Below are 17,718 nucleotides of genomic sequence, written 5' to 3' on the forward strand. Positions count from 1 at the left end.
GGACCCTGCCGTGACCGCGGCGAGCTTGCACCGGACCGACCTCCTGATCGGATCCGCCCTGGTGCCCGCGCAGTCCGAAGAGCGGATCGAGGTGATCTCCCCGTTCACCGAGGAGGTCATCGGCTCGATCCCCCGGGTGGCCGAGGCCGAGGCCGACGAGGCGATGCGCCAGGCGCGCAGGGCGTTCGACGACGGCCCCTGGCCGCGCATGGCACCGGCCGAGCGCGGCCGGGCGCTGCTGCGGCTGGCCGACGCACTGGCCGAGCGGAAGGACGAGTCCGCCCTCCTCTACACGCTCGAGACCGGAGTGCCGATCGGCACGAGCCCGGCGCTCGGCCTCGTCACCGACATCATCCTGCGCGCCTACGCCGAGATGGCGATCGCCGGCGGCTTCACCGAGCGGCGGCAGTGGCTCGGGTCCGATCTCACCGTGCGGCAGGAACCCGTCGGGGTCGCGCTGGGGATCTCCCCCTGGAACGCGCCGGTCCCCGGGATCTCCTTCATGCTCGGGCCGGCGCTCGCCGCGGGCTGCCCCATCGTGATCAAGCCCGCAGCCGAGGCGCCGCTGTCGCCCCGGGTCCTCGCCGAGGCCGTCGTGGCGGCCGATCTGCCGCCCGGCGTCGTCAGCATCCTGCCCGGCGACCGCGACCTGGGCGCCTACCTGGTCGAGCATCCCGAGGTCGACAAGATCGCCTTCACCGGAAGCACGGCGGTCGGGGCGTCGATCATGGCCTCGGCCGCGCGGCGGATGGTCCGGGTGACCCTCGAACTCGGCGGAAAAGGACCGGCGATCGTGTGCGATGACGCCGACCTCGACGCCCTGGCCGGCACCCTGGTCAGGGCGGGCATGGGCAACTCGGGTCAGGTGTGCAGCGCGCAGACCCGGATACTGGTGCCGCGGAGCCGGCACGACGAGTTCGTCGAGCGCATCGTCGCCGAGGCCGCGGCGCTGAAAGTCGGGGACCCGATGGACCCCGAGACCGACCTCGGCCCGCTCACGATGGAGCGCCAGCGCACGCGCGTCGAGGACTATCTTGAGATCGGCCGCCGCGAGGGCGCGAAGATCCTCCTTGGCGGCGGCCGCCCGGCAGGCCTCGATCGCGGCTGGTTCATCGAACCGACGATCTTCGGCGATGTCGACCCGGCGATGCGGATCGCCCAGGAGGAGATCTTCGGCCCGGTCCTGTGCGTGCTCACCTACACCGACGATGACGACGCCGTGAAGATCGCCAATGATTCGGCCTATGGCCTGGTCGGCTCGGTCTTCACCACCGACCCTGAGCGCGCGGACCGGATCGCCTCGCGCATGCGGGTGGGCCAGGTGCACGTCAACGGCTACGGCACCTGCCCCGGCCAGCCGTTCGGCGGTTTCAAACGCTCCGGCATCGGGCGCAAGGGCGGCCCCGAGGGGCTCGCCGCATACCAGGAGACAAAGGTGGTGCAGCGGCACCGATGAGCACCGAACCCGCCGATTTCCCGACGATGGACCGGGAACTCCTCGCCGCCCTCCCGGCGCTTCCCCACATCGATTTCCGCGATCTCCGCACCGCTCGTACCGTCCTCGAGGCGGCCGCCGCCGACCAGCTCGCTCGCCTGCCTGACCTCGAGAAACGGTGGGGGGTGCGGATCGAGCAGAGCCGAGCGCCCGGTGAAGTGCCGTTCCTGCTCTTCCAGCCGCCGCCCGGACCCACCGCCGTCCCGGCGTTGATGTGGGTGCACGGCGGCGGGTTCGCCGTCGGCGCCGCCGCGCTCGAGGCCGAGTTCTGCGCGGAACTCTCCGCCCGTGCGAAGGCCGTGGTGGCGGTGCCTGACTACCGGCTCGCCCCGGAACATCCATTCCCGGCCGCGCTCGACGACTGCTACGCCACCCTCCGCAGTCTGCACGACGGCGCGGCACGTGTGGACACCGAGCGGCTCGCGGTGGGCGGGCAGAGTGCCGGCGGCGGCCTCGCCGCAGCCACCGCACTCCTCGCCCGCGACCGCGGGGAGATCGGCGTCCAGCACCTCGTGCTCGAATCCCCAGAGCTCGACGACCGGTTGACGACGCACTCGATGAAGACGTTCACGACCACACCCGTCTGGACGCGAGCCGCAGCAGAACTGTCCTGGGCGCACTATCTCGGCTCGGACCGCGACGAGGTGCCGCCGTACGCCGTCCCCGCCCGAGCCGAGACCCTCGCCGGGCTCCCACCCACCTACATCGGGCTCGCCGAACTCGACCCACTCCGCGACGAGGGCCTTGACTTCGCGAGGAGGCTTCTACATTCGGGCGTCAGCGTCGAGCTGCACCTTTTCCCCGGAACCTTTCACCGCTCGTCGACGGTGCCGGCGGCCGTCTCCCGCCGATCGCGCACCGAGATCATCGAGACCGTCGCACGCCGCCTCCGCACCCGTTGATCCGGAGCAACGCCGCATCGTCGTCCCGGCGAAGCAACGTGTCCCTGGCCTGCGGTGTACCGGCGGTGCGGCCGTGTGGACCCGCAGTCCGGAAAGACCTGGGCCTCCGTGCTCCCCGAGGCCGCTCACCGCGCTGCGGAGACGACCGCCGCCTGGTCCCCGGCTCCAGACGCCGCGGTAAGTTTGGCAGCGGGCCGAACCCGCCAGGGCCGGGGCGTAAGAAAAACGGCAGCGCCGCCGTCCGCAGCGATGCTGACCATCCGGCGCAGCGGCGAGACGTCGCCGGGTCACAGTCTTGGCTCAGAGACCGAAGCGCGATCGCACCCAGGCGAATCTTCAGCCAGTCGTGACCGATGCACCTCCGTCCAAGCGCCCTGCCTCGCCGCCGAAGCCCTCGAAGCCGCCGTAGAAGGATCAAGATGAAGGTGACCCACTGGCCATTGTTCCAACTGCGGTTGCGCACACCACGGTTGGAACTACGGCTTCCTACGCTCGCAGAACTCGACGCGCTCGCCCAGCTATCCACCGAAGGTGTCCACGACCCGGATTGGATGCCGTTCGCCGTCCCGTGGACAGACCTACCGCCCGCCGAACGAGCCCGGGGCCTCATGCAGTTCCACTGGCGACATTTGGCCAACTGGTCCCCGCAGGACTGGAACCTGCAACTCGGGGTCTTTGTGGACGACCACATCGTCGGAGTGCAAGGCATCATGGCCAGGGACTTCACGATCCTGCGTGAGGTCAGTACCGGTTCCTGGCTGGGGCAGCGCTACCAGGGGCAAGGCATCGGCACCGAGATGCGTGCCGCCGTACTGGAACTGGCCTTCACCGGGCTGGGCGCCGACTCAGCCGTTACCGCCGCGCTGACCGACAACGCCGCCTCCGCCGCGATCTCCAGGAAGCTCGGATACCAGCCCAACGGGATCGTCCGTACCCGCGTTCGCGACACGCTCGGCCACGAGCAACGGTTCAAACTCGACCGCGACCGCTGGCAGCAACACCGAACAGCGCCCGTTCAGATCCACGATCTCGAACGGGAGTGGTTCCTCCTCAGGGACTGAGGTGATCAGGCTGCGAGGTCGTGTTCCTCGTGGTTCTAGGCGAACCGGTCGTCTTGGCCAACGGACCTGGACATCGTCGCCGTGATCACCCGCGTTCTCGTGGGATCCACGGGGAGTGAGACGTGTCGCCCGGCCCCGCTGATGAGCGCGGGTGATCATAATGGGGATGTGCCTTCAGTTCTCGTAATCGGTGTAGATCCCCACTCGGTTCCCGGGATGGACGGGGACGCGGTCCTAGCTCTGCTCGACAAGGACTTGGAGCGACTCCACGGAGAGGGCATCGAAGCCGTCTCGGCCCTGGTTCGGATTGACGAGCAGCCCGAGGCCGCCGTGGTCACGCCTTTGTCCGCACGGGAGTGGGATGTCGTCGTCATCGGTGGTGGCATCCGTAAGCCGGAGCCTCTCCTGCCCCTGTTCGAACAGGTCGTGAACCTGACCCGCCGATACGCCCCAGGCGCTGCGATCGCTTTCAACGCCAGCGTCGACGACACCTACGAAGCCGCCAAACGCCGCCTGTGAAGTTGAGCAGGAGTCGTTGCGCGAGGTGAGGTACACCGGGGCGCGGTTCGTGAAGGCGTCGGCGTTCGCCGTGCGGTCCGACATACGGATCCGGTTGACCCGGGCGACGAACTCCGACGGATAGCCCGCCCGCACCGGCGCGTGGCGATCAGCGTATGGAGACGTCGTTGTAGACGTTGATCGCGCCGTCCCCGTGGTTGGCCGAGCGCGCCTCGATGTCGATGGGCACTCCGCTGGAGTTGACGGTCCGGTGGCTGTAGGCGCCGACGATGTAGCCGCCGCCCCACGAGGCCAGTTCCGTCAGCCACGGCCCGCCGCTGGCGCCGTGGTGCATGTCGCAGCTCAGCCCGATCAGGTCGTCGCTGGAGCTCTTTCGGTAGGTCTGCCCGGTGCAGTAGTACAGCCTGCTGCCGTTGGCCGGGAAGTCGGTGCGGTTGTAGCCGCTCTGTGGGTAGCCGAAGTCGGTGACGGAGAACGACTGGCCGTAGCCGAACCGGTACCCCTGCGCGCCGAGGAAATTCTGCATGCTGCCGCGTGCCGTCTGCGGATAGAACGCGATCGCGGCCACGTCATAGTGGGGATCGCCGCTGTTCGCCCATCCGACGGTGGTGTTGGCGTACTTCCACGACCATGTGCCCCACGGAATGTTGCCGTTGTCGGTGTCGGGCACGAAGTTGAAGTTGGAGAAGTAGCCGCCGCCGCTGCCCGCGTTGATGCAGTGGCCGGCGGTCCAGACCGTGTTCAGGTTCGCCGCGGTGATCACGCTGCCCGTGCAATATCCGCCGCTGCCGTCCGTGCGGGTGAAGTAGAGCTTCCCGGTCGTCAAGGCGGGCATCGTGCCGTGCGGGCTCCACAGGGCCGCGGCCGACCCGGCGAGGAGCCTCGCCGCGCCGTTCGGGCGGGCGCCCGTCTTGGCCGGTGCGGTGGGCGCCGCTGAGATTGCGGGCAGCCGGTCGGCCGTCGGCGCCGCGGTCTTCGCCGACTTGACCGGCATCGGCTCCGGCGTCGCGGCGGCCATACGCGCCTTGGTCCAGTACGCCGCCGCCGAGCGCGCACCCGCGCTGGTGTTGACGATGCCGCTGGCGGCGGCCTGCGGCGGGGCGCCGGCGCCGGGCGCGGCGGCCGGTCTGGCTGCCGCCGTGTTCGCGCCGGCCAGAGCGAGCGACGCCGCCATCACCGTGATCGCCAGTGTCTTGCTGGTTAACCTCATGAAAGTGAACCCCATCATTTTCGCGTCGGCTCTAACGAGTCGACTCTGATGGGAACAACTAAGTCAGGATGGGGTTTACTGGTCAATAGAAGGTGATGTCCTCCTACGGTCAGTCCGGATGCGGACGGGGGCAGCCATTTTTCAGAAGTCCGAAATTCGGATTCTTGTCTCGCGAAGCGCGTAATGGACCGTAAGGGTGTCGCTGTCGACCTGGGCGAAGAACTCCTGTAGATTCTTGCTCAGGCGATGGCATAATCGAAGTCGGTGCCGCAGGATGGCCTCCCCGGTCGGGGGTAGATCATCCTCGGTGGTCGCGAGGCAGCCAGACCGGTAATACGGTCACAGGTAGTCCTTAACGGTGAACAGGCCCTCAATATCGGCGGTGGGCTGCAGGCCATCCGGTTCTCCGAGAGCCGCGATCTTGCGAGACGCCATCTGCACCGCGTCGGCGGCTGCGCGGACCTTGGTCTCAGGCCCGTCCACCAGTGCCCGCATGTCCAGGCGTCAGCCCATGATGGCGACGAAGGCGTGTTTCCGATGCCGCCTACTGGGACGCGGACGAGGCGTACGAGCAGGCCGTCGACGGCCTGCGATGCCGCGCTGGAACGGATGCGCGATGGTGCGGTGGCCGGTCCCCGCGCTGCTGCCGTGCCGGGTGATCGACGACGGGATCGCCCGGTAGTCCAAGCGGGCCGTGTCGATGCTGGCGGCGCTGCCGGGCAGTTCAAAGGCACTTTTTCGGGTTCGAGTGAGCAACCCTTGTCTCGTGTGATGGCCCGTGATTAGCGGGTCTCACCGAATACCATGCGGTGCCGGCGTGCGGTGTCCATGTACTCACGCACACGATGGATCAGCCCGTCCCGCAGCTCGAAGACAAAGCAGTGAGCTGATTCCATCCTCAGCTGACTTGGTGGTGAAGGGTGAGAACGGTCTGAACGACGGTGGTCGGGCGGCTGGGTGAGCACCGGGCCTTGCGCAGGATGCGCCCTCTGAGGCCCGGCTGGGGGATGGCCCCTCAGTCTTTGCGTCAAGCCGCACGATTCTGTGGCGCAACTGCCCCTGACCAACAGGAACATTCCCTCCAGGGGAATACTGCGGATCTGCCTAAAACGCGGCGGGGTGCAAGTCCCCTCACCGGACGACCGAGTGAGGAACCTCTACAGAACGTGATAGGCGGGGCCGCCTGCTCGCCGCGCCGGGGATTGGCGCGTGCGCTCTCGGTGCGTTCCCGCAGCATGGTCACGTGGTGACCGACCTGTTCCATCTTCCCTACGCCATGTGGCCGGCAGATCACGATGGTCCGGTGGTGACCGCAGTCCTACCGGTCTATGCGGTGTTCATCGGGTCGGGCTTGCTGGCCTACTATCTGGCGCTGGCAGGGGCAATCACTGAAGCCGTTCGGGACGCCACCCTGCAAAGGCGCCCGCCGCCTGCACACGACCCCCACGCACGGACGCTCCCCAGAGAGCCTCTGAGTCTTGATCGTGCCGAATACGTGCCCATGTCACTGGCTAGGGATCACGGGCGCAGGGAGTTTTGCCAAGTGAAACAGGCAGGGTGCGTACCCCGCCGGGCGCCGTTCACTGAAAAAGCGGAAGGTCGGGGGTTCGACCCCAGGACGCGCCGCCGTTGGGTGAGGAGCGCGAAACCGCGTTCGCCCCGGCAACGCGGAGCGCGTAGCAGCAGGTCATGTGCGCGGGTGTCGGTGTCGAGTCCGGCCCGCGGGTGGGGGATTGGGGTGAACATGCCGATGCCGGCGCCTTCGTAGCCTAGGTCGCCAGCGTGGGCAGCCCTTCGGCGGCGGCCTTGTAGAGCGCGCCCAAGAAACCTCACAGCCCAGCAAGTCGGCGCTTAGCGGTTGGTGAGATGGGGGCTGGCGATAGTGGCGAGTTCGGTGCGGTTGGCGACGGCTAGTTTGGCGTAGATGTGGGAGAGGTGGGTTTTGACGGTGCTGCGGCTCATGAAGAGGCGGGCGCCTATTTCGGGGTTGCTCAGTCCTTCGGTGGCCAGCCGGACCACGGTCTGTTCGGTGGGGGTGAGGCTGGCCCAGCCGGTGGATGGGCGGCCTCGCTTGCCGCGGGCGCGGCGGGCGTAGTCGATCGCGTCCTGGAGGCTGAGGGTGTGGCCTTCGGTCCATGCGGGGTCGTGCGCCTTGTCTTCCGCCGTCGTACGGAGGTCGGCGTGATTCTGGGGTGGCCGCGGGAAGCCCATGTCCTGCCGGGCGCGGTCGCAGGCGGCGAGCAGCCGTACGGCTTCGGGGCTGGAGGTGAAGGTGGCGAGGGCTTCGAGGCTGTCGATGCAGGACGGCCACAGGCCGTGGTCGGTGCGGAGGGCCAGCGCTTGGTGGTGGAGGTCCTCCGCCTGATCGGGGTCGGCCAGGTAGGCGGATTGTTCGAGTGCGTCGGCGACTACCCGGGGCATCCCGATTCGCTGGGCCACCTTGAGGGCGCGCTCAGCCGCGGAGGCGGCGGCCTGGGTGTCGCCGATAGAGCGGAGCGCCGCGGCAAGGCCGATCAGCGTTTGCGGAGTCAGGTAGCTCTCGACGTCGCCGTCGAGCCGCCCGGCCTCACGCTTGAACCATGTGACGGCGTCGGCGGGCCGTCCTGCCTGTAGGTGCAGGTAGCCCTTGGCCCGTGCCAGCCCTGGTACGAACGGGGGCGCGTCGGCGTCGGCGACCAGCCGGACGATCGGATCAAGGGCCGCGTGTGCGGCGTCGAGGCGTCCCGCGGCCGCTTCCACGGTGGCCAGCACGCCGGCGGCGGATCCGATGCGGTGGTAGTCGGCGAGGGGCCGGGCCGTGCGTACCGCCTCGACGGCGAGTTCGCGGGCCTGCAAGAGGTCGCCGGTGCAGACCGCGCTGGACGCCATGAAGGCGAGGGCCGTCGAGGCGACACCTCGGTCGCCTCGCCGTACCAGCCCCTGGACGGCCTCCCGCAGCAGTGGCACGGCCTCCTCGTGCTCGTCGCGGAGGTGCCGGATGATGCCCATCAGGGCCGTCGCCCCGTCGATCACGAAGCCGTCGCCGGCCTGGCGGGCCTGCTCGCGGGCGGCCTCCGCCAGCGACCAGCCGGTGTCGAAATCCTGGTAGAACACGCCGACCGCGCTGAGGAGCCGGGCGAGGCAGGCGGTCGGCGCGTCGCCGACCTCGGTGGCGATGTCCAGCGCGGCCTGTGCCGCGTCGTACTCCAGGCCGAACGGACGGGTCGTGTCGGCGACGAGTGACAGGCCGGTGAGAAGCCTGGCCTGGAGCCTTGTCCGTTCGGCCGGTCCGCGCTCGATGGCCTGATGGAGCAAGACGAGTCCCTCATGGCCGCGTCCGCCCAGATGCCACAGCCAGGGCAGGGCCGCCGTGAGCGCGCGGCCGCGTTCGGGGTCGTCCTGCGACAGGCCCCATTCGGTGGCGGCACGCAGGTTCTCTTGCTCTGCTTCGATCGTGGCGCGCCAGGCATCCTTGTCCTGGGCCAGCAGCGGGGCGGCCTCCTCGATCATGGCCAGGCAGGTGTCGAGATGGCGGTCGCGGATGAGGTCCAGCTCGGCGGAGGCGTCGAGCCGCGCGACGGCGTACCGACGGATCGTCTCCAGCATCCGATAGCGGGTCACATCACCGCCGGTATCGGCGATGACCAGCGACTTGTCGACCAGCCGGCGCAGCCCGCCCAGCACTGCCATCTCGTCGGGCCGCCCGCACACGCCGCGGGCCGCCGCCAGCGTGAAGCCGCCGTGGAAGACGCCCAGCCGTCGGAACAGCACCCGGTCGGCCTCGTCCAGCAGGTCATGGCTCCAGGCCATCGACGCGGCGAGGGTTTGATGCCGCGCCGCCACGCCGCGCGGGCCCCGGATCAGCAGCGAGAACCGGTCGTCCAGCCCGCGCAGGATCTCCTGTGCGGACAACGCGCCCGACCACGCCGCCGCTAGCTCGATGGCCAGCGGGATGCCGTCGAGCCGGGCGCAGGCGGTGCGTACGGCCGCCCTGGCCACTTCGGACTCGGCGGCCTGGACCGACCGTTCGTTGAAGAGGGCGACCGCGTCGTCGCCGCTCAGCGGCGGTACGCGCCAGACGGTTTCGCCCGCGACGTCCAACGGCTCGCGGCTTGTGGCCAGCACCGTGACATGCGGGCAGGCTCGTACGAGCGCGACGGCCACCTCCGCCGCGGCGCCCAGTACGTGCTCGCAGTTGTCCAGGCACACCAGGATCCGGCGGTCCTGGATCTGCCCGGCCAGCGACGCGGAGGCGGTCAGCAGCCCACCCGCCGCGGCCACCAGCTCCTGGACCACCAACGGATCGCCGGTACTCGCCAGATCGGCCCACCAGACCCCGTCCGGCCAGCGTTCCGCCTCCCTGCCCGCCACCTCGACCGCCAGCCGGGTCTTGCCGCAGCCGCCGGGGCCCACCACGGTCACCAGCCGAGCGCCGCGCAGCGCGGTGGCGATCGCGGACAGCTCCGCCGCACGGCCCACGAAGGTCGTGAGCTGCGCCGGGAGGTTGTGATCGGACATCGCGGCACAGTCTGCCAGGCAACGCTCGGCCATGGGTGAGGCCGGCATCGGCCAGGTGGCCGATGTTCCGTGCCGCGCCAGGCGACAGCCTTGAGACATCCGGAGAGAACACGCGAAAGCAGGAGATCGAGATGAGCAAGGTCATCGCCAACATGTCGATGTCGCTGGACGGCTTCATCGCCGACCCGGACGACGGGATCGACCAGCTGTTCGGCTGGATGGGCAACGGCGACGTCGAGGTGCCCACCGCCGTCGACTGGGCGACGTTCCGGATGTCACCGGCCAGCGCCGCCTACATGCGCGAGGCCATGGCCGGAGTGGGCGCCCTGATGACCGGCCGCCACCTGTTCGACATCACGCACGGCTGGGGCGGCACCCACCCGCTGGGCGTGCCGGTCGTCGTGGTCACCCACGAGCCGCCCGCCGACCGGCCGCACGCCGACACCTTCACCTTCGTCGGCGGCGTCAAGGAGGCGGTGGAGCGGGCCAAGCAACTCGCCGGAGAGAAGGACGTGGTCATCGCCAGCTCGAAGATCGCCCAGCAGTGCCTGGACGCCGGCCTCCTGGACGCGATCAGCGTCGACCTCGTCCCGGTCCTCCTGGGCGAGGGCGTCCGCTGGTTCGAGAACCTCAGCAGGACCTCGGTACGCCTCGGCAACCCCACCGTCATCGAGGGCAACGGCGTCACCCACCTGGCCTACTCGGTGACCGGGACGTCCTGACGGGACTAACCGCACACGGGAGGCGCGCTCGAACGCGAGGCCCTGGGCGTGATCGTCGCACTGCTCATCCCGAACCAGAAGGCCGCGCTTAGATGGACACCCCACATGAATCAGGGGTTACGTCGGTCAGCATCCCGGCGCAGGGGCTCCACCGGCCCGCATCCGCCTCGCGGTGAAGCGGCAACGCGGTGAAGTTGCGGCGCTGGTTGGCGGTGTGCAAGGCGTCCCGGCCGTGTGCTTCACCGCCGAGCGCCTGACAGACCTGGGCAAGGCGGTCATGGACACGGCCGAGCGGCTGGCAATGCGCAGCCGTGCGTTGCTCAGCCAGTCGAAAGGTCGGCCCGACTCGACAGGCCGGGGCGAGTCTGCCGATGCTCATGGCCAAGTCGCGGCAAAAGAGGCCGCAGAACGTTCGGGGCAACTTCACCCCTCGGCGCGTGTCGGCTGACGGAGCAGTACCCGGCCGAGGCCGTAGAGGGGGGTGCGCGGCCTGTCGGGCAGAAGGTCACGTCATGGTCTGGTCGAATTCATCCTGGTCAAGAGCGGGGTGGGCCAGAGGGGTGGGATGATCCCGGTCGCGGCGCAGGCCGTCCAGGATGAGTGTGAGGTAGCGCTTCCACAGCTCGGGTGCGACGTTCCGGCTGTGCTGCGTGACGGCCCCGAGCATGAGCTGGATGAGGGGGAAGTCGGACGGTTCGATGTCGTCGCGCAGTTGGCCGGCTTGCTGGGCGCGCGTGATGACAGCGCTGACTGCGGGGGTGAGGCGTTCCCGGGCAGCGGCTGCCCGGTCTTTTCCGTGCGTGCTTTCCAGTAGGGCCTGTCTCAGCCCGCGGTCATCGGCGAAGTCCTGACCGGTGGCAAGGAAGAGCTGCACGAGGCCTTCCCAAGGGTCTTCGTGGGCGAGGGCCTGTTCCGCCAGCGCGATCAAGTGCTGCAAGGCGCCTTCGAAGACGGCGTCGATGAGTTCCTCGCGGTTGGCGAAGCGGCGGTAGGCCGTGCCGACGCCGACGCCCGCATGGCGGGCGATGTCGTCGAGGGTGACATCCAGGCCCCGGCGGGCGAAAAGCTCCTGGGCGGCCGCGATGACGCGCTGCCGGTTGCGTTCCGCATCCGCCCGCAAGGGGCGCACCGGGGGGCTCTCGGGGTGCGCGGCGGAGCTGGTTCGGCGGCTCATGGCTCCCACCTTAGCCGGGAACTGGAGATGTTAACTCCGGTTTTGGTGCTATGGTGAACCTTAAGCGGAGATCGCATCTCCGCTTGGTGTCCAGTATCCGGAGAGTGCCATGAGCGCCCTCACCCGTGAGGAGAGCCCGCCGTGGGCAGAGCAGGCAGAGAGCCGGCGCGGTCGTCTGCGGTCTGCTCTTCGGTCGAGGTGTGCCCGGGCGCGACCCCGACGCCGCGTCCGCGGCCCCAAGACTCCGCCCGAGAGAGATAGAAGATCGTCATGAACACACCCCGCGCCTTGATCGTCGGCATGGGTATCAGCGGCCTGGCCACGGCCATGCGCCTGCGCGAGATCGGCTGGGAGCCCGTCCTCGTCGAACGCGCCTCGCAGAGGCGTCCCGCCGGCTACTTCATCGGCCTGTTCGAGACCGGCCGCGCCACCGCGCAGCGGATGGGCGTGCTCGATGCCATCGGCAACCGGGCCGGCGCCGACAGCGTCACCTACGACATCGAGCGGTCGGGCCGGCGCCGTCCCGGCATGGGATACGGCGACCTGCCCGGCGGGCCCCGCCTGATCCTGCGCGGGGACATCGAGGCCGCCCTCTACGACGTCGTCGCTCCCCACACCGAGATCCGCTACGGCACCACACCGATCGCCATCGACGAACACCCCGACGGAGTGGACGTCACGCTGCGCACCACCGCGGGCGACGAGGCCACCGAGACCAGGGAGCGCTTCGATCTCGTGGTGGGCGCCGACGGCCTGCGCTCCACCGTGCGCCGCATGGCCTTCGGCCCGGATTCACAGTTCATGCGGCCGCTCGGCCACATCATCGGCGCCACGATCCTCAAGGAACCCGTGCCCGGCTACCGGCCCCACGACGGCGTCGTCCTGGCCGAACCCGGCCGCTCCGTATGGACCTTCCCCTTCACCGACCACCGGCCCGGGGTGCTGTTCAACTACCGCACTGACGACGAGGACGCCCAGTTCCACCGCCCGCCCATCGAGTCGCTGCGCCGCGCCTTCGGCCCCGAACCGACCGGGCCCGTGCTGGAACACCTCCTTGAGCAGTTCGAGCAGGCCGACGACTACCTCTTCGACTCCGTCCACCAGGTGGAGATGCCGACCTGGCACACCGACCGCGTCGTCCTGCTCGGCGACTCCGCCTGGTGCATGACCCTCTACTCGGGCATGGGCGCCTCCACCGCCCTGGCCGGTGCGGACCTCCTCGGCACCCTGCTGCAGCGCAACGGCGGCAACACCGCCCGGGCGCTACGCGAATGGGACCAGCGGCTCCGCCCCTTCATCGCCCTCCAACAGCGCGACGGCCGTACGCAGGGCCTGACGATGTTCGTCCCCCAGAGTCGTCGGGACAAGGCCTTGCGGACCCTCACCCAAAGGCTGATGAGCCGTCCGGTCGGCAAGCGTGTGATGAAGACCCTGGTCGCCCGGCAGTTCAAGGAGAAGTCCGTCGACATCGCCGCTGTCTGACCACGACCCCGCCCGACACCGGCGCCGTCCAACCTCCTGGACGGAGACAGCCATCCGCTACAGGAGACATGATGACCACAACGCACCCACACTGATCATCGCCGCCGATGAGCTCCCCGCCGACTCGTCCAACATGCTGGATTCCTGGACCGCCGGGCGGTACGCATTGCCCGGCCTGACCACAACACGCACCATCACCGCCGATGGCACCACGTCGTCCACGAGCACCGACAGGTGGGTGAACCCGTTCTGTCGACGTGTCGTGAGCGGCGGGCCTTCAGCCTGTGGTTCCCTCCACCCGAGGATGTGACCCGCGTCGACGGCTTCCTGCCGGCGGTGACACTGTGGACCTCCGCCGGCACGGGCACCGGGCATTCCTCCACGGCGCGGAACGCCGTCATGTCCGACCCGGCGCAGAAGGTGCCGCCTTGCCCGCGGATGACGATCGCCCGTATCGCGTCGGACTGCCCGAGTGTGCGGATGCGGGCCTCCACCTGGCTCCAGCCCGCGCCCGGACAGGGCGTTCCGCTTGGTCCCGCTTCCGATGGTGATGTTCGCGACGTGGTTGCTCGACGGTGTAGATCCGTCAACTCGCGGAGAGATCTCGGTAAAACCGCCGCGGTCCGGCGTTGCAGACCTCTTGCGTCACGGATCGCGCCAGGTTAGGTCCCCGCGGTCTAGGGGACAGGAACGAGGTATTCCACGGATTCGATCGCTACCGAACGGGTGCCGCGGTCGGCCGTGTGACCCCATCGTCCGCAAGGAGAAGATGCCATGAGCACCATAACGACCAAGGACGGCACCGAGATTTACTACAAGGACTGGGGGGAGGGGCCGGTCGTGACGTTCTCCCACGGCTGGCCGCTGAACTCCGACGCGTGGGACGGGCAGATGCTGTTCCTCGTGCAGCACGGCTTTCGCGTGGTCGCGCACGACCGGCGCGGCCATGGCCGATCCAGCCAGGCATCCACGAGAAACGACATGAACGGCTATGCCGACGATCTCGCGGCCGTGATCGAGGCGCTCGATCTCAACGACGTCAGCCTGGTGGGCCACTCCACGGGCGGCGGAGAGGTCGCGCGCTACATCGGGCGTTACGGAACGAGACGAGTCGCCAAGGCGATCCTGATAGCCGCGGTGCCCCCGCTCATGCTGAAGACCGAGGCCAATCCCGAGGGCCTGCCGATCGAAGTCTTCGATGGCATGCGCGAGACCCTCGTCAAGGACCGCTCGCAGTTCTACAGGGATCTGGCCGTCCAGTTCTACGGTGCCAACAGGCCCGGCGCCGAGGTCTCGCAGGGCATCCTCGACCAGTTCTGGCTCTGGAGCATGCAGTCAGGCCTCAACAACGCCTATCAGAGCATCAAGGCATTCTCGGAGACCGATTTCACCGAAGACCTCGCCAAGTTCGACATTCCAACCCTGGTGCTCCACGGCGAGGACGACCAGATCGTCCCTGTCAAGGACTCGGCAAGGAAGTCGGCGCGGCTCATCAAGGGCGCGAGGGACATCTACTACCCGGGCGCCCCGCATGGCATCACCGCCACGCATCAGGACCAGGTCAACGCCGACCTGCTGAACTTCCTGCAGAGCTAGCCGACGGACCCAGGGCCGGTGTGCCCCTGTGGTTCTCCTCGGTGCAGCGGCCAGACAGCGAGCGCACGCTCTTACCCCGAGTGAGGCGTCGGGTCTGTGACGGCGCGGTTCTGTCGGGTTGGTAATCGACAAAGCAGCTAAAGCAGACATAATCGACTTCTGTATGGTTAAGTCGATCAACGCGTTGACCTTATGCGGCTTCAATATCCGGGTTTGGGGCTGACCTGGGTTTATGCGTTGCTCCGGATGTGGTGATCATTATGCGGCGTCGCGGTATTCGTTGATCACGCCGCTGAGGTGTCGTGTCCGGTCGGTAAGGCCTGCCTGTCGTTTTCAGGCCGGGGTGAGCGTGGTGGCCAGGCTCTGTTTGACGTTCCGGGTGGTCTCGTCGGCGAGGATCTCGGGCAGGCCGTTGGCGATGCCGTGCAGGATCTGGGCGGCGACGTCGGCGGGGTCGGCCTTCTCTGCGGGAATGCCGGCGGCCATATCGGTGTCCATGAGCCCGACGTGGAGCGCCGAGACGGCGATGCCGCGGGGTGCCAGTTCCTCGCGGACCGCGTTGGTCTGCGCCCAGGCGGCGGCCTTGGCCGCCGCGTAGGCCCCGACTCCGGCCGGATGCCACCAGGACAGTACGGACAGGACGTTGAACACGGCGCCGCCACCGTTGCCTTCGATGACCGGTGCGAAGGTCCGTGTCACGGCGAGCGGGCCGAAGAAGTTCGTCTCCATCTCCAGCCGCACCGCCTCCAGATCACTGGCGATCAGAGGGGTGCCGGTGGAGATCCCGGCGTTGTTCACCAGCAGCGTCGCGTCCGATGCGATACCGGCCGCGGCGCGGATCGACTCCTGGTCGGTGACGTCCAGGCGCACCGGGATGACGCCGGTTACGTCCACGCTCTGCGGGCGGCGCGCCGCTGCGTACACCTTCGCTCCGCGCTCCACGAGCCGGGCGGCGAGATGGCGCCCCAGCCCCCGGTTGGCGCCGGTGACCACGGCGACCGCGTCCTTCAGTTCCATGCCTGCTCCCCAGGTCGAGGGCTCATGTGGTCGAGCCCAATTAGATGATGCTTCCAATCTAAATCAGAGGATAGGATAGAAGTCAACCGACATCCAAAAGAGGGGGTGGCCGATGGGCCGCGTGTCGCGGGCGCAAGCACAGGCGAACCGCAGGCGGATCGTGGAAACCGCCTCCCGGCTCTTGCGAGAGCAGGGCACACATGTCAGTGTCGCCGACCTGATGAAGGCGGTCGGCCTGACCCACGGCGGCTTCTACAAGCAGTTCGCCTCCAAACAGGCGCTCATCGACGAAGCCACCACCCACGCGTTCGGCGAACTCACCCGGCGCCATACGGCCGCGCTCGAACAGCACACCGGACGACTCGACGCCGCCCAGCAGGCGCTGATCGACGCCTACCTGTCCGCCGAGCACCGCGACAACCCTGGCGATGGCTGCCCCGTCGCCGCGCTCGCCGGCGAGATGGCCCGCGAACCCGGCGACCACGAGGCCCACCGCGTCTACACCAAGGGCGTCAGTGACTTCGCCGACCGGCTCGCCACCGAAGACCAGGACGGCATCACCCGGCTGTGCACGATGCTCGGCGCACTCCTCCTGGCCCGCGCCACCAAGGACTCCCCCCTCTCGGAAGAGATCCTCACCGCAGCACGGGCAGCCCTGACGGCGACCGCCTGATCCGGCACGTGAGGTTCCGCCGCCCCCGTGAGGACCGAAAACCATGTCACCTTGTGCGGCCCGCGAGTACTCGTGAACGGTCCTCCGAGCCCTGAAGAACGTCCGGCTGCGGTCCTTCCCTGGGAGGCCACGGCCTATTGGGCGGTCGATGTCGAGGGAAGAGGGCTGGGCTGTGTCGGTGAGCCTGTCCACCGGCAGCCGTGGCCCGCTCCATGCCGTCGGCGTCGCTCACCGTCCGGTGCGGCGTCGAGCGGTCGAGTCGCGGACGACGAGCCGGACCGGCAGCACCATGGGCTGCCCCGTGCGTGCCGGTGCTCCATCGATCATGGTGAGCAGGTGCTTCGTGGCGGCCGCGCCTTCGGCGAACAGCGGCGCCGCGACGGTTGTCAGCCGGGGGGTGACGATCTCGCCGACGACGATGTTGTCGAAGGCGATGACGCTGATGTCGGCCGGGACCTTGGCTCCCAGCCGGTCGAGGCCTCTGATGAGCCCGATGGCCATCAGGTCGTTGTAGGTGAGGACCGCCGTCGTCGGCCGTCTGCGCAGTTCTTCGACGGCGGTCTCGCCGCCCTCGATGTTGGGGCTGAACGGGCCGATCCGCCGGACCTTGAGCTTGAGCTCTATGCAGGCCTCGAGCAGGGAACGCCAGCGGATCCCGTTGGCCCAGGACGCCTCCGGTCCCGAGACGTAGGTGATGTGGTCGTGTCCCAGCTCGGCGAGATGCTCGGCTGCCCGCCGCGCGCCCTGGGGATTGTCCGTCACCACGCAGGGCACGTCCGGGATCGCGCGGTTGAGAACCACCACGGGACGCTGCTTGGAGAACCACCGGATGGTGGAGTCCGACATTCGGCTGCTCGCCAAGACGATGCCGTCCACGGACGGCAACGCGCGCTCCAGCGCCGTGCGTTCCAGGCGGTCGGACTCCTGCGCGTCGATCAGCACGGTGGTGTAATCGGCATCGTTCGCCGCTTCCTGTGCCCCGCGGACCATCTCAGTGAACACCGGGTTGCTGATGTCGGCGATGACCAGCGCGACGATGCGCGTACGGGACGTCGTCAGTGCGCGGGCCAGCGGGCTCGTCCGGTAGCCGAGGCGCTCGGCCACCTGCCGGATCCGTTCCGCTGTATCCGCGTTGACGCGGCTTGGCCTTGAGAACGCACGCGACACGGTCGACGGGGCGACCCCGGCCTCCAGCGCGACCTGATAGATGGTAGTGCGCTTGTTCGGCGGTCTGGGGGGCTCGGACATGTCGGCGCTCCCGGCGCTGCTACCAACGAACGATCATGGTAAACCGGTGGTGAGCGCACTGCAATGTCCCAGTAACATCATGTCGTCAACGTGCCGAGGCGTTTCGGACTCCCGGAACCGAC

Annotated in this window: 15 protein-coding genes; 9 read left to right on the forward strand and 6 right to left on the reverse strand. The window is 68.6% G+C overall.

The features are described 5' to 3' along the window. Positions 1-10 precede the first annotated feature (10 nt). From ABD340_RS10235 to ABD340_RS10250, 4 genes are all read left to right on the forward strand, one after another. Positions 11-1,456, forward strand: coding sequence for an aldehyde dehydrogenase (locus ABD340_RS10235; protein WP_344588454.1), 1,446 nt, complete (start codon positions 11-13; stop codon positions 1,454-1,456). Continuing rightward, positions 1,453-2,397 (forward strand): alpha/beta hydrolase, encoded by a 945-nt coding sequence (locus tag ABD340_RS10240; RefSeq protein WP_344588455.1) that lies wholly within the window; start codon positions 1,453-1,455, stop codon positions 2,395-2,397. Before ABD340_RS10235 ends, ABD340_RS10240 begins: the two co-directional genes overlap by 4 nt. Positions 2,398-2,816: 419 nt before the next feature. Beyond that, positions 2,817-3,458 (forward strand): GNAT family N-acetyltransferase, encoded by a 642-nt coding sequence (locus ABD340_RS10245; RefSeq protein ID WP_344588456.1) that lies wholly within the window; start codon positions 2,817-2,819, stop codon positions 3,456-3,458. 216 nt (positions 3,459-3,674) lie between these two features. Beyond that, positions 3,675-3,977, forward strand: a complete 303-nt coding sequence (locus tag ABD340_RS10250) for a hypothetical protein (protein WP_344588457.1) — start codon at positions 3,675-3,677, stop codon at positions 3,975-3,977. A gap of 148 nt (positions 3,978-4,125) precedes the next feature. On the opposite strand, the gene ABD340_RS10255 is transcribed toward ABD340_RS10250, so the two are convergent. The 3 genes from ABD340_RS10255 to ABD340_RS10265 all read right to left on the reverse strand — a co-directional run bounded on the left by ABD340_RS10255 (position 4,126) and on the right by ABD340_RS10265 (position 9,684). Continuing rightward, on the reverse strand, positions 4,126-5,187 hold the full coding sequence (locus ABD340_RS10255) for a trypsin-like serine peptidase (RefSeq protein ID WP_344588458.1): 1,062 nt from the start codon (positions 5,185-5,187) through the stop codon (positions 4,126-4,128). Between the two features lie 339 nt (positions 5,188-5,526). Further along, the gene (locus ABD340_RS10260; RefSeq protein ID WP_344588459.1) at positions 5,527-5,682 is read right to left on the reverse strand and encodes a hypothetical protein; all 156 of its coding nucleotides are present in this window, start codon (positions 5,680-5,682) and stop codon (positions 5,527-5,529) included. A 1,356-nt stretch (positions 5,683-7,038) separates the two neighbouring features. Beyond that, positions 7,039-9,684, reverse strand: a complete 2,646-nt coding sequence (locus tag ABD340_RS10265; protein WP_344588460.1) for a helix-turn-helix transcriptional regulator — start codon at positions 9,682-9,684, stop codon at positions 7,039-7,041. A 131-nt stretch (positions 9,685-9,815) separates the two neighbouring features. Between ABD340_RS10265 and ABD340_RS10270 the strand changes: the two genes are divergently transcribed. Beyond that, the gene (locus ABD340_RS10270) at positions 9,816-10,406 is read left to right on the forward strand and encodes a dihydrofolate reductase family protein (protein ID WP_344588462.1); all 591 of its coding nucleotides are present in this window, start codon (positions 9,816-9,818) and stop codon (positions 10,404-10,406) included. 172 nt (positions 10,407-10,578) lie between these two features. Further along, positions 10,579-10,854: a hypothetical protein gene (locus ABD340_RS10275; protein ID WP_344588463.1), complete on the forward strand. Its 276-nt coding sequence runs from the start codon at positions 10,579-10,581 to the stop codon at positions 10,852-10,854. A 57-nt stretch (positions 10,855-10,911) separates the two neighbouring features. Here the strand turns inward: ABD340_RS10275 and ABD340_RS10280 are convergent, their stop codons facing one another. Then, positions 10,912-11,580: a TetR/AcrR family transcriptional regulator gene (locus tag ABD340_RS10280; RefSeq protein ID WP_344588464.1), complete on the reverse strand. Its 669-nt coding sequence runs from the start codon at positions 11,578-11,580 to the stop codon at positions 10,912-10,914. A 270-nt stretch (positions 11,581-11,850) separates the two neighbouring features. On the opposite strand from ABD340_RS10280, the gene ABD340_RS10285 reads away from it, so the two are divergent. Beyond that, positions 11,851-13,062 carry an FAD-dependent monooxygenase gene (locus ABD340_RS10285; protein WP_344588465.1) on the forward strand — a complete coding sequence of 404 codons (1,212 nt, stop codon included), beginning with the start codon at positions 11,851-11,853 and terminating at the stop codon, positions 13,060-13,062. A gap of 774 nt (positions 13,063-13,836) precedes the next feature. Beyond that, positions 13,837-14,658, forward strand: a complete 822-nt coding sequence (locus tag ABD340_RS10290) for an alpha/beta fold hydrolase (RefSeq protein WP_344588466.1) — start codon at positions 13,837-13,839, stop codon at positions 14,656-14,658. A gap of 333 nt (positions 14,659-14,991) precedes the next feature. On the opposite strand, the gene ABD340_RS10295 is transcribed toward ABD340_RS10290, so the two are convergent. Further along, positions 14,992-15,675 carry an SDR family oxidoreductase gene (locus ABD340_RS10295; RefSeq protein ID WP_344588468.1) on the reverse strand — a complete coding sequence of 228 codons (684 nt, stop codon included), beginning with the start codon at positions 15,673-15,675 and terminating at the stop codon, positions 14,992-14,994. Positions 15,676-15,787: 112 nt separating this feature from the next. On the opposite strand from ABD340_RS10295, the gene ABD340_RS10300 reads away from it, so the two are divergent. Continuing rightward, positions 15,788-16,348, forward strand: coding sequence for a TetR/AcrR family transcriptional regulator (locus ABD340_RS10300; protein ID WP_344588469.1), 561 nt, complete (start codon positions 15,788-15,790; stop codon positions 16,346-16,348). 228 nt (positions 16,349-16,576) lie between these two features. Here ABD340_RS10300 and ABD340_RS10305 read toward each other — a convergent pair whose 3' ends face one another. Then, a complete protein-coding gene (locus ABD340_RS10305; RefSeq protein WP_344588470.1) occupies positions 16,577-17,596 on the reverse strand; it encodes a LacI family DNA-binding transcriptional regulator in 1,020 nt (339 codons plus the stop codon). Positions 17,597-17,718 lie beyond the last annotated feature (122 nt).

The sequence above is a fragment of the Actinomadura vinacea genome, from assembly GCF_039532545.1.
In the GTDB taxonomy this organism is placed as follows: Bacteria; Actinomycetota; Actinomycetes; order Streptosporangiales; family Streptosporangiaceae; genus Spirillospora; species Spirillospora vinacea.

Excerpts from the sequence above, each read along its gene's own strand:
- ABD340_RS10240 (WP_344588455.1), top strand. The coding sequence starts at position 1,453 with ATGAGCACCGAACCCGCCGATTTCCCGACGATGGACCGGGAACTCCTC.
- ABD340_RS10245 (WP_344588456.1), top strand. The coding sequence starts at position 2,817 with ATGAAGGTGACCCACTGGCCATTGTTCCAACTGCGGTTGCGCACACCA.
- ABD340_RS10250 (WP_344588457.1), top strand. The coding sequence starts at position 3,675 with ATGGACGGGGACGCGGTCCTAGCTCTGCTCGACAAGGACTTGGAGCGA.
- ABD340_RS10255 (WP_344588458.1), bottom strand. The coding sequence starts at position 5,187 with ATGAGGTTAACCAGCAAGACACTGGCGATCACGGTGATGGCGGCGTCG.
- ABD340_RS10260 (WP_344588459.1), bottom strand. The coding sequence starts at position 5,682 with ATGCGGGCACTGGTGGACGGGCCTGAGACCAAGGTCCGCGCAGCCGCC.
- ABD340_RS10265 (WP_344588460.1), bottom strand. The coding sequence starts at position 9,684 with ATGTCCGATCACAACCTCCCGGCGCAGCTCACGACCTTCGTGGGCCGT.
- ABD340_RS10270 (WP_344588462.1), top strand. The coding sequence starts at position 9,816 with ATGAGCAAGGTCATCGCCAACATGTCGATGTCGCTGGACGGCTTCATC.
- ABD340_RS10280 (WP_344588464.1), bottom strand. The coding sequence starts at position 11,580 with ATGAGCCGCCGAACCAGCTCCGCCGCGCACCCCGAGAGCCCCCCGGTG.
- ABD340_RS10285 (WP_344588465.1), top strand. The coding sequence starts at position 11,851 with ATGAACACACCCCGCGCCTTGATCGTCGGCATGGGTATCAGCGGCCTG.
- ABD340_RS10290 (WP_344588466.1), top strand. The coding sequence starts at position 13,837 with ATGAGCACCATAACGACCAAGGACGGCACCGAGATTTACTACAAGGAC.
- ABD340_RS10295 (WP_344588468.1), bottom strand. The coding sequence starts at position 15,675 with ATGGAACTGAAGGACGCGGTCGCCGTGGTCACCGGCGCCAACCGGGGG.
- ABD340_RS10300 (WP_344588469.1), top strand. The coding sequence starts at position 15,788 with ATGGGCCGCGTGTCGCGGGCGCAAGCACAGGCGAACCGCAGGCGGATC.
- ABD340_RS10305 (WP_344588470.1), bottom strand. The coding sequence starts at position 17,596 with ATGTCCGAGCCCCCCAGACCGCCGAACAAGCGCACTACCATCTATCAG.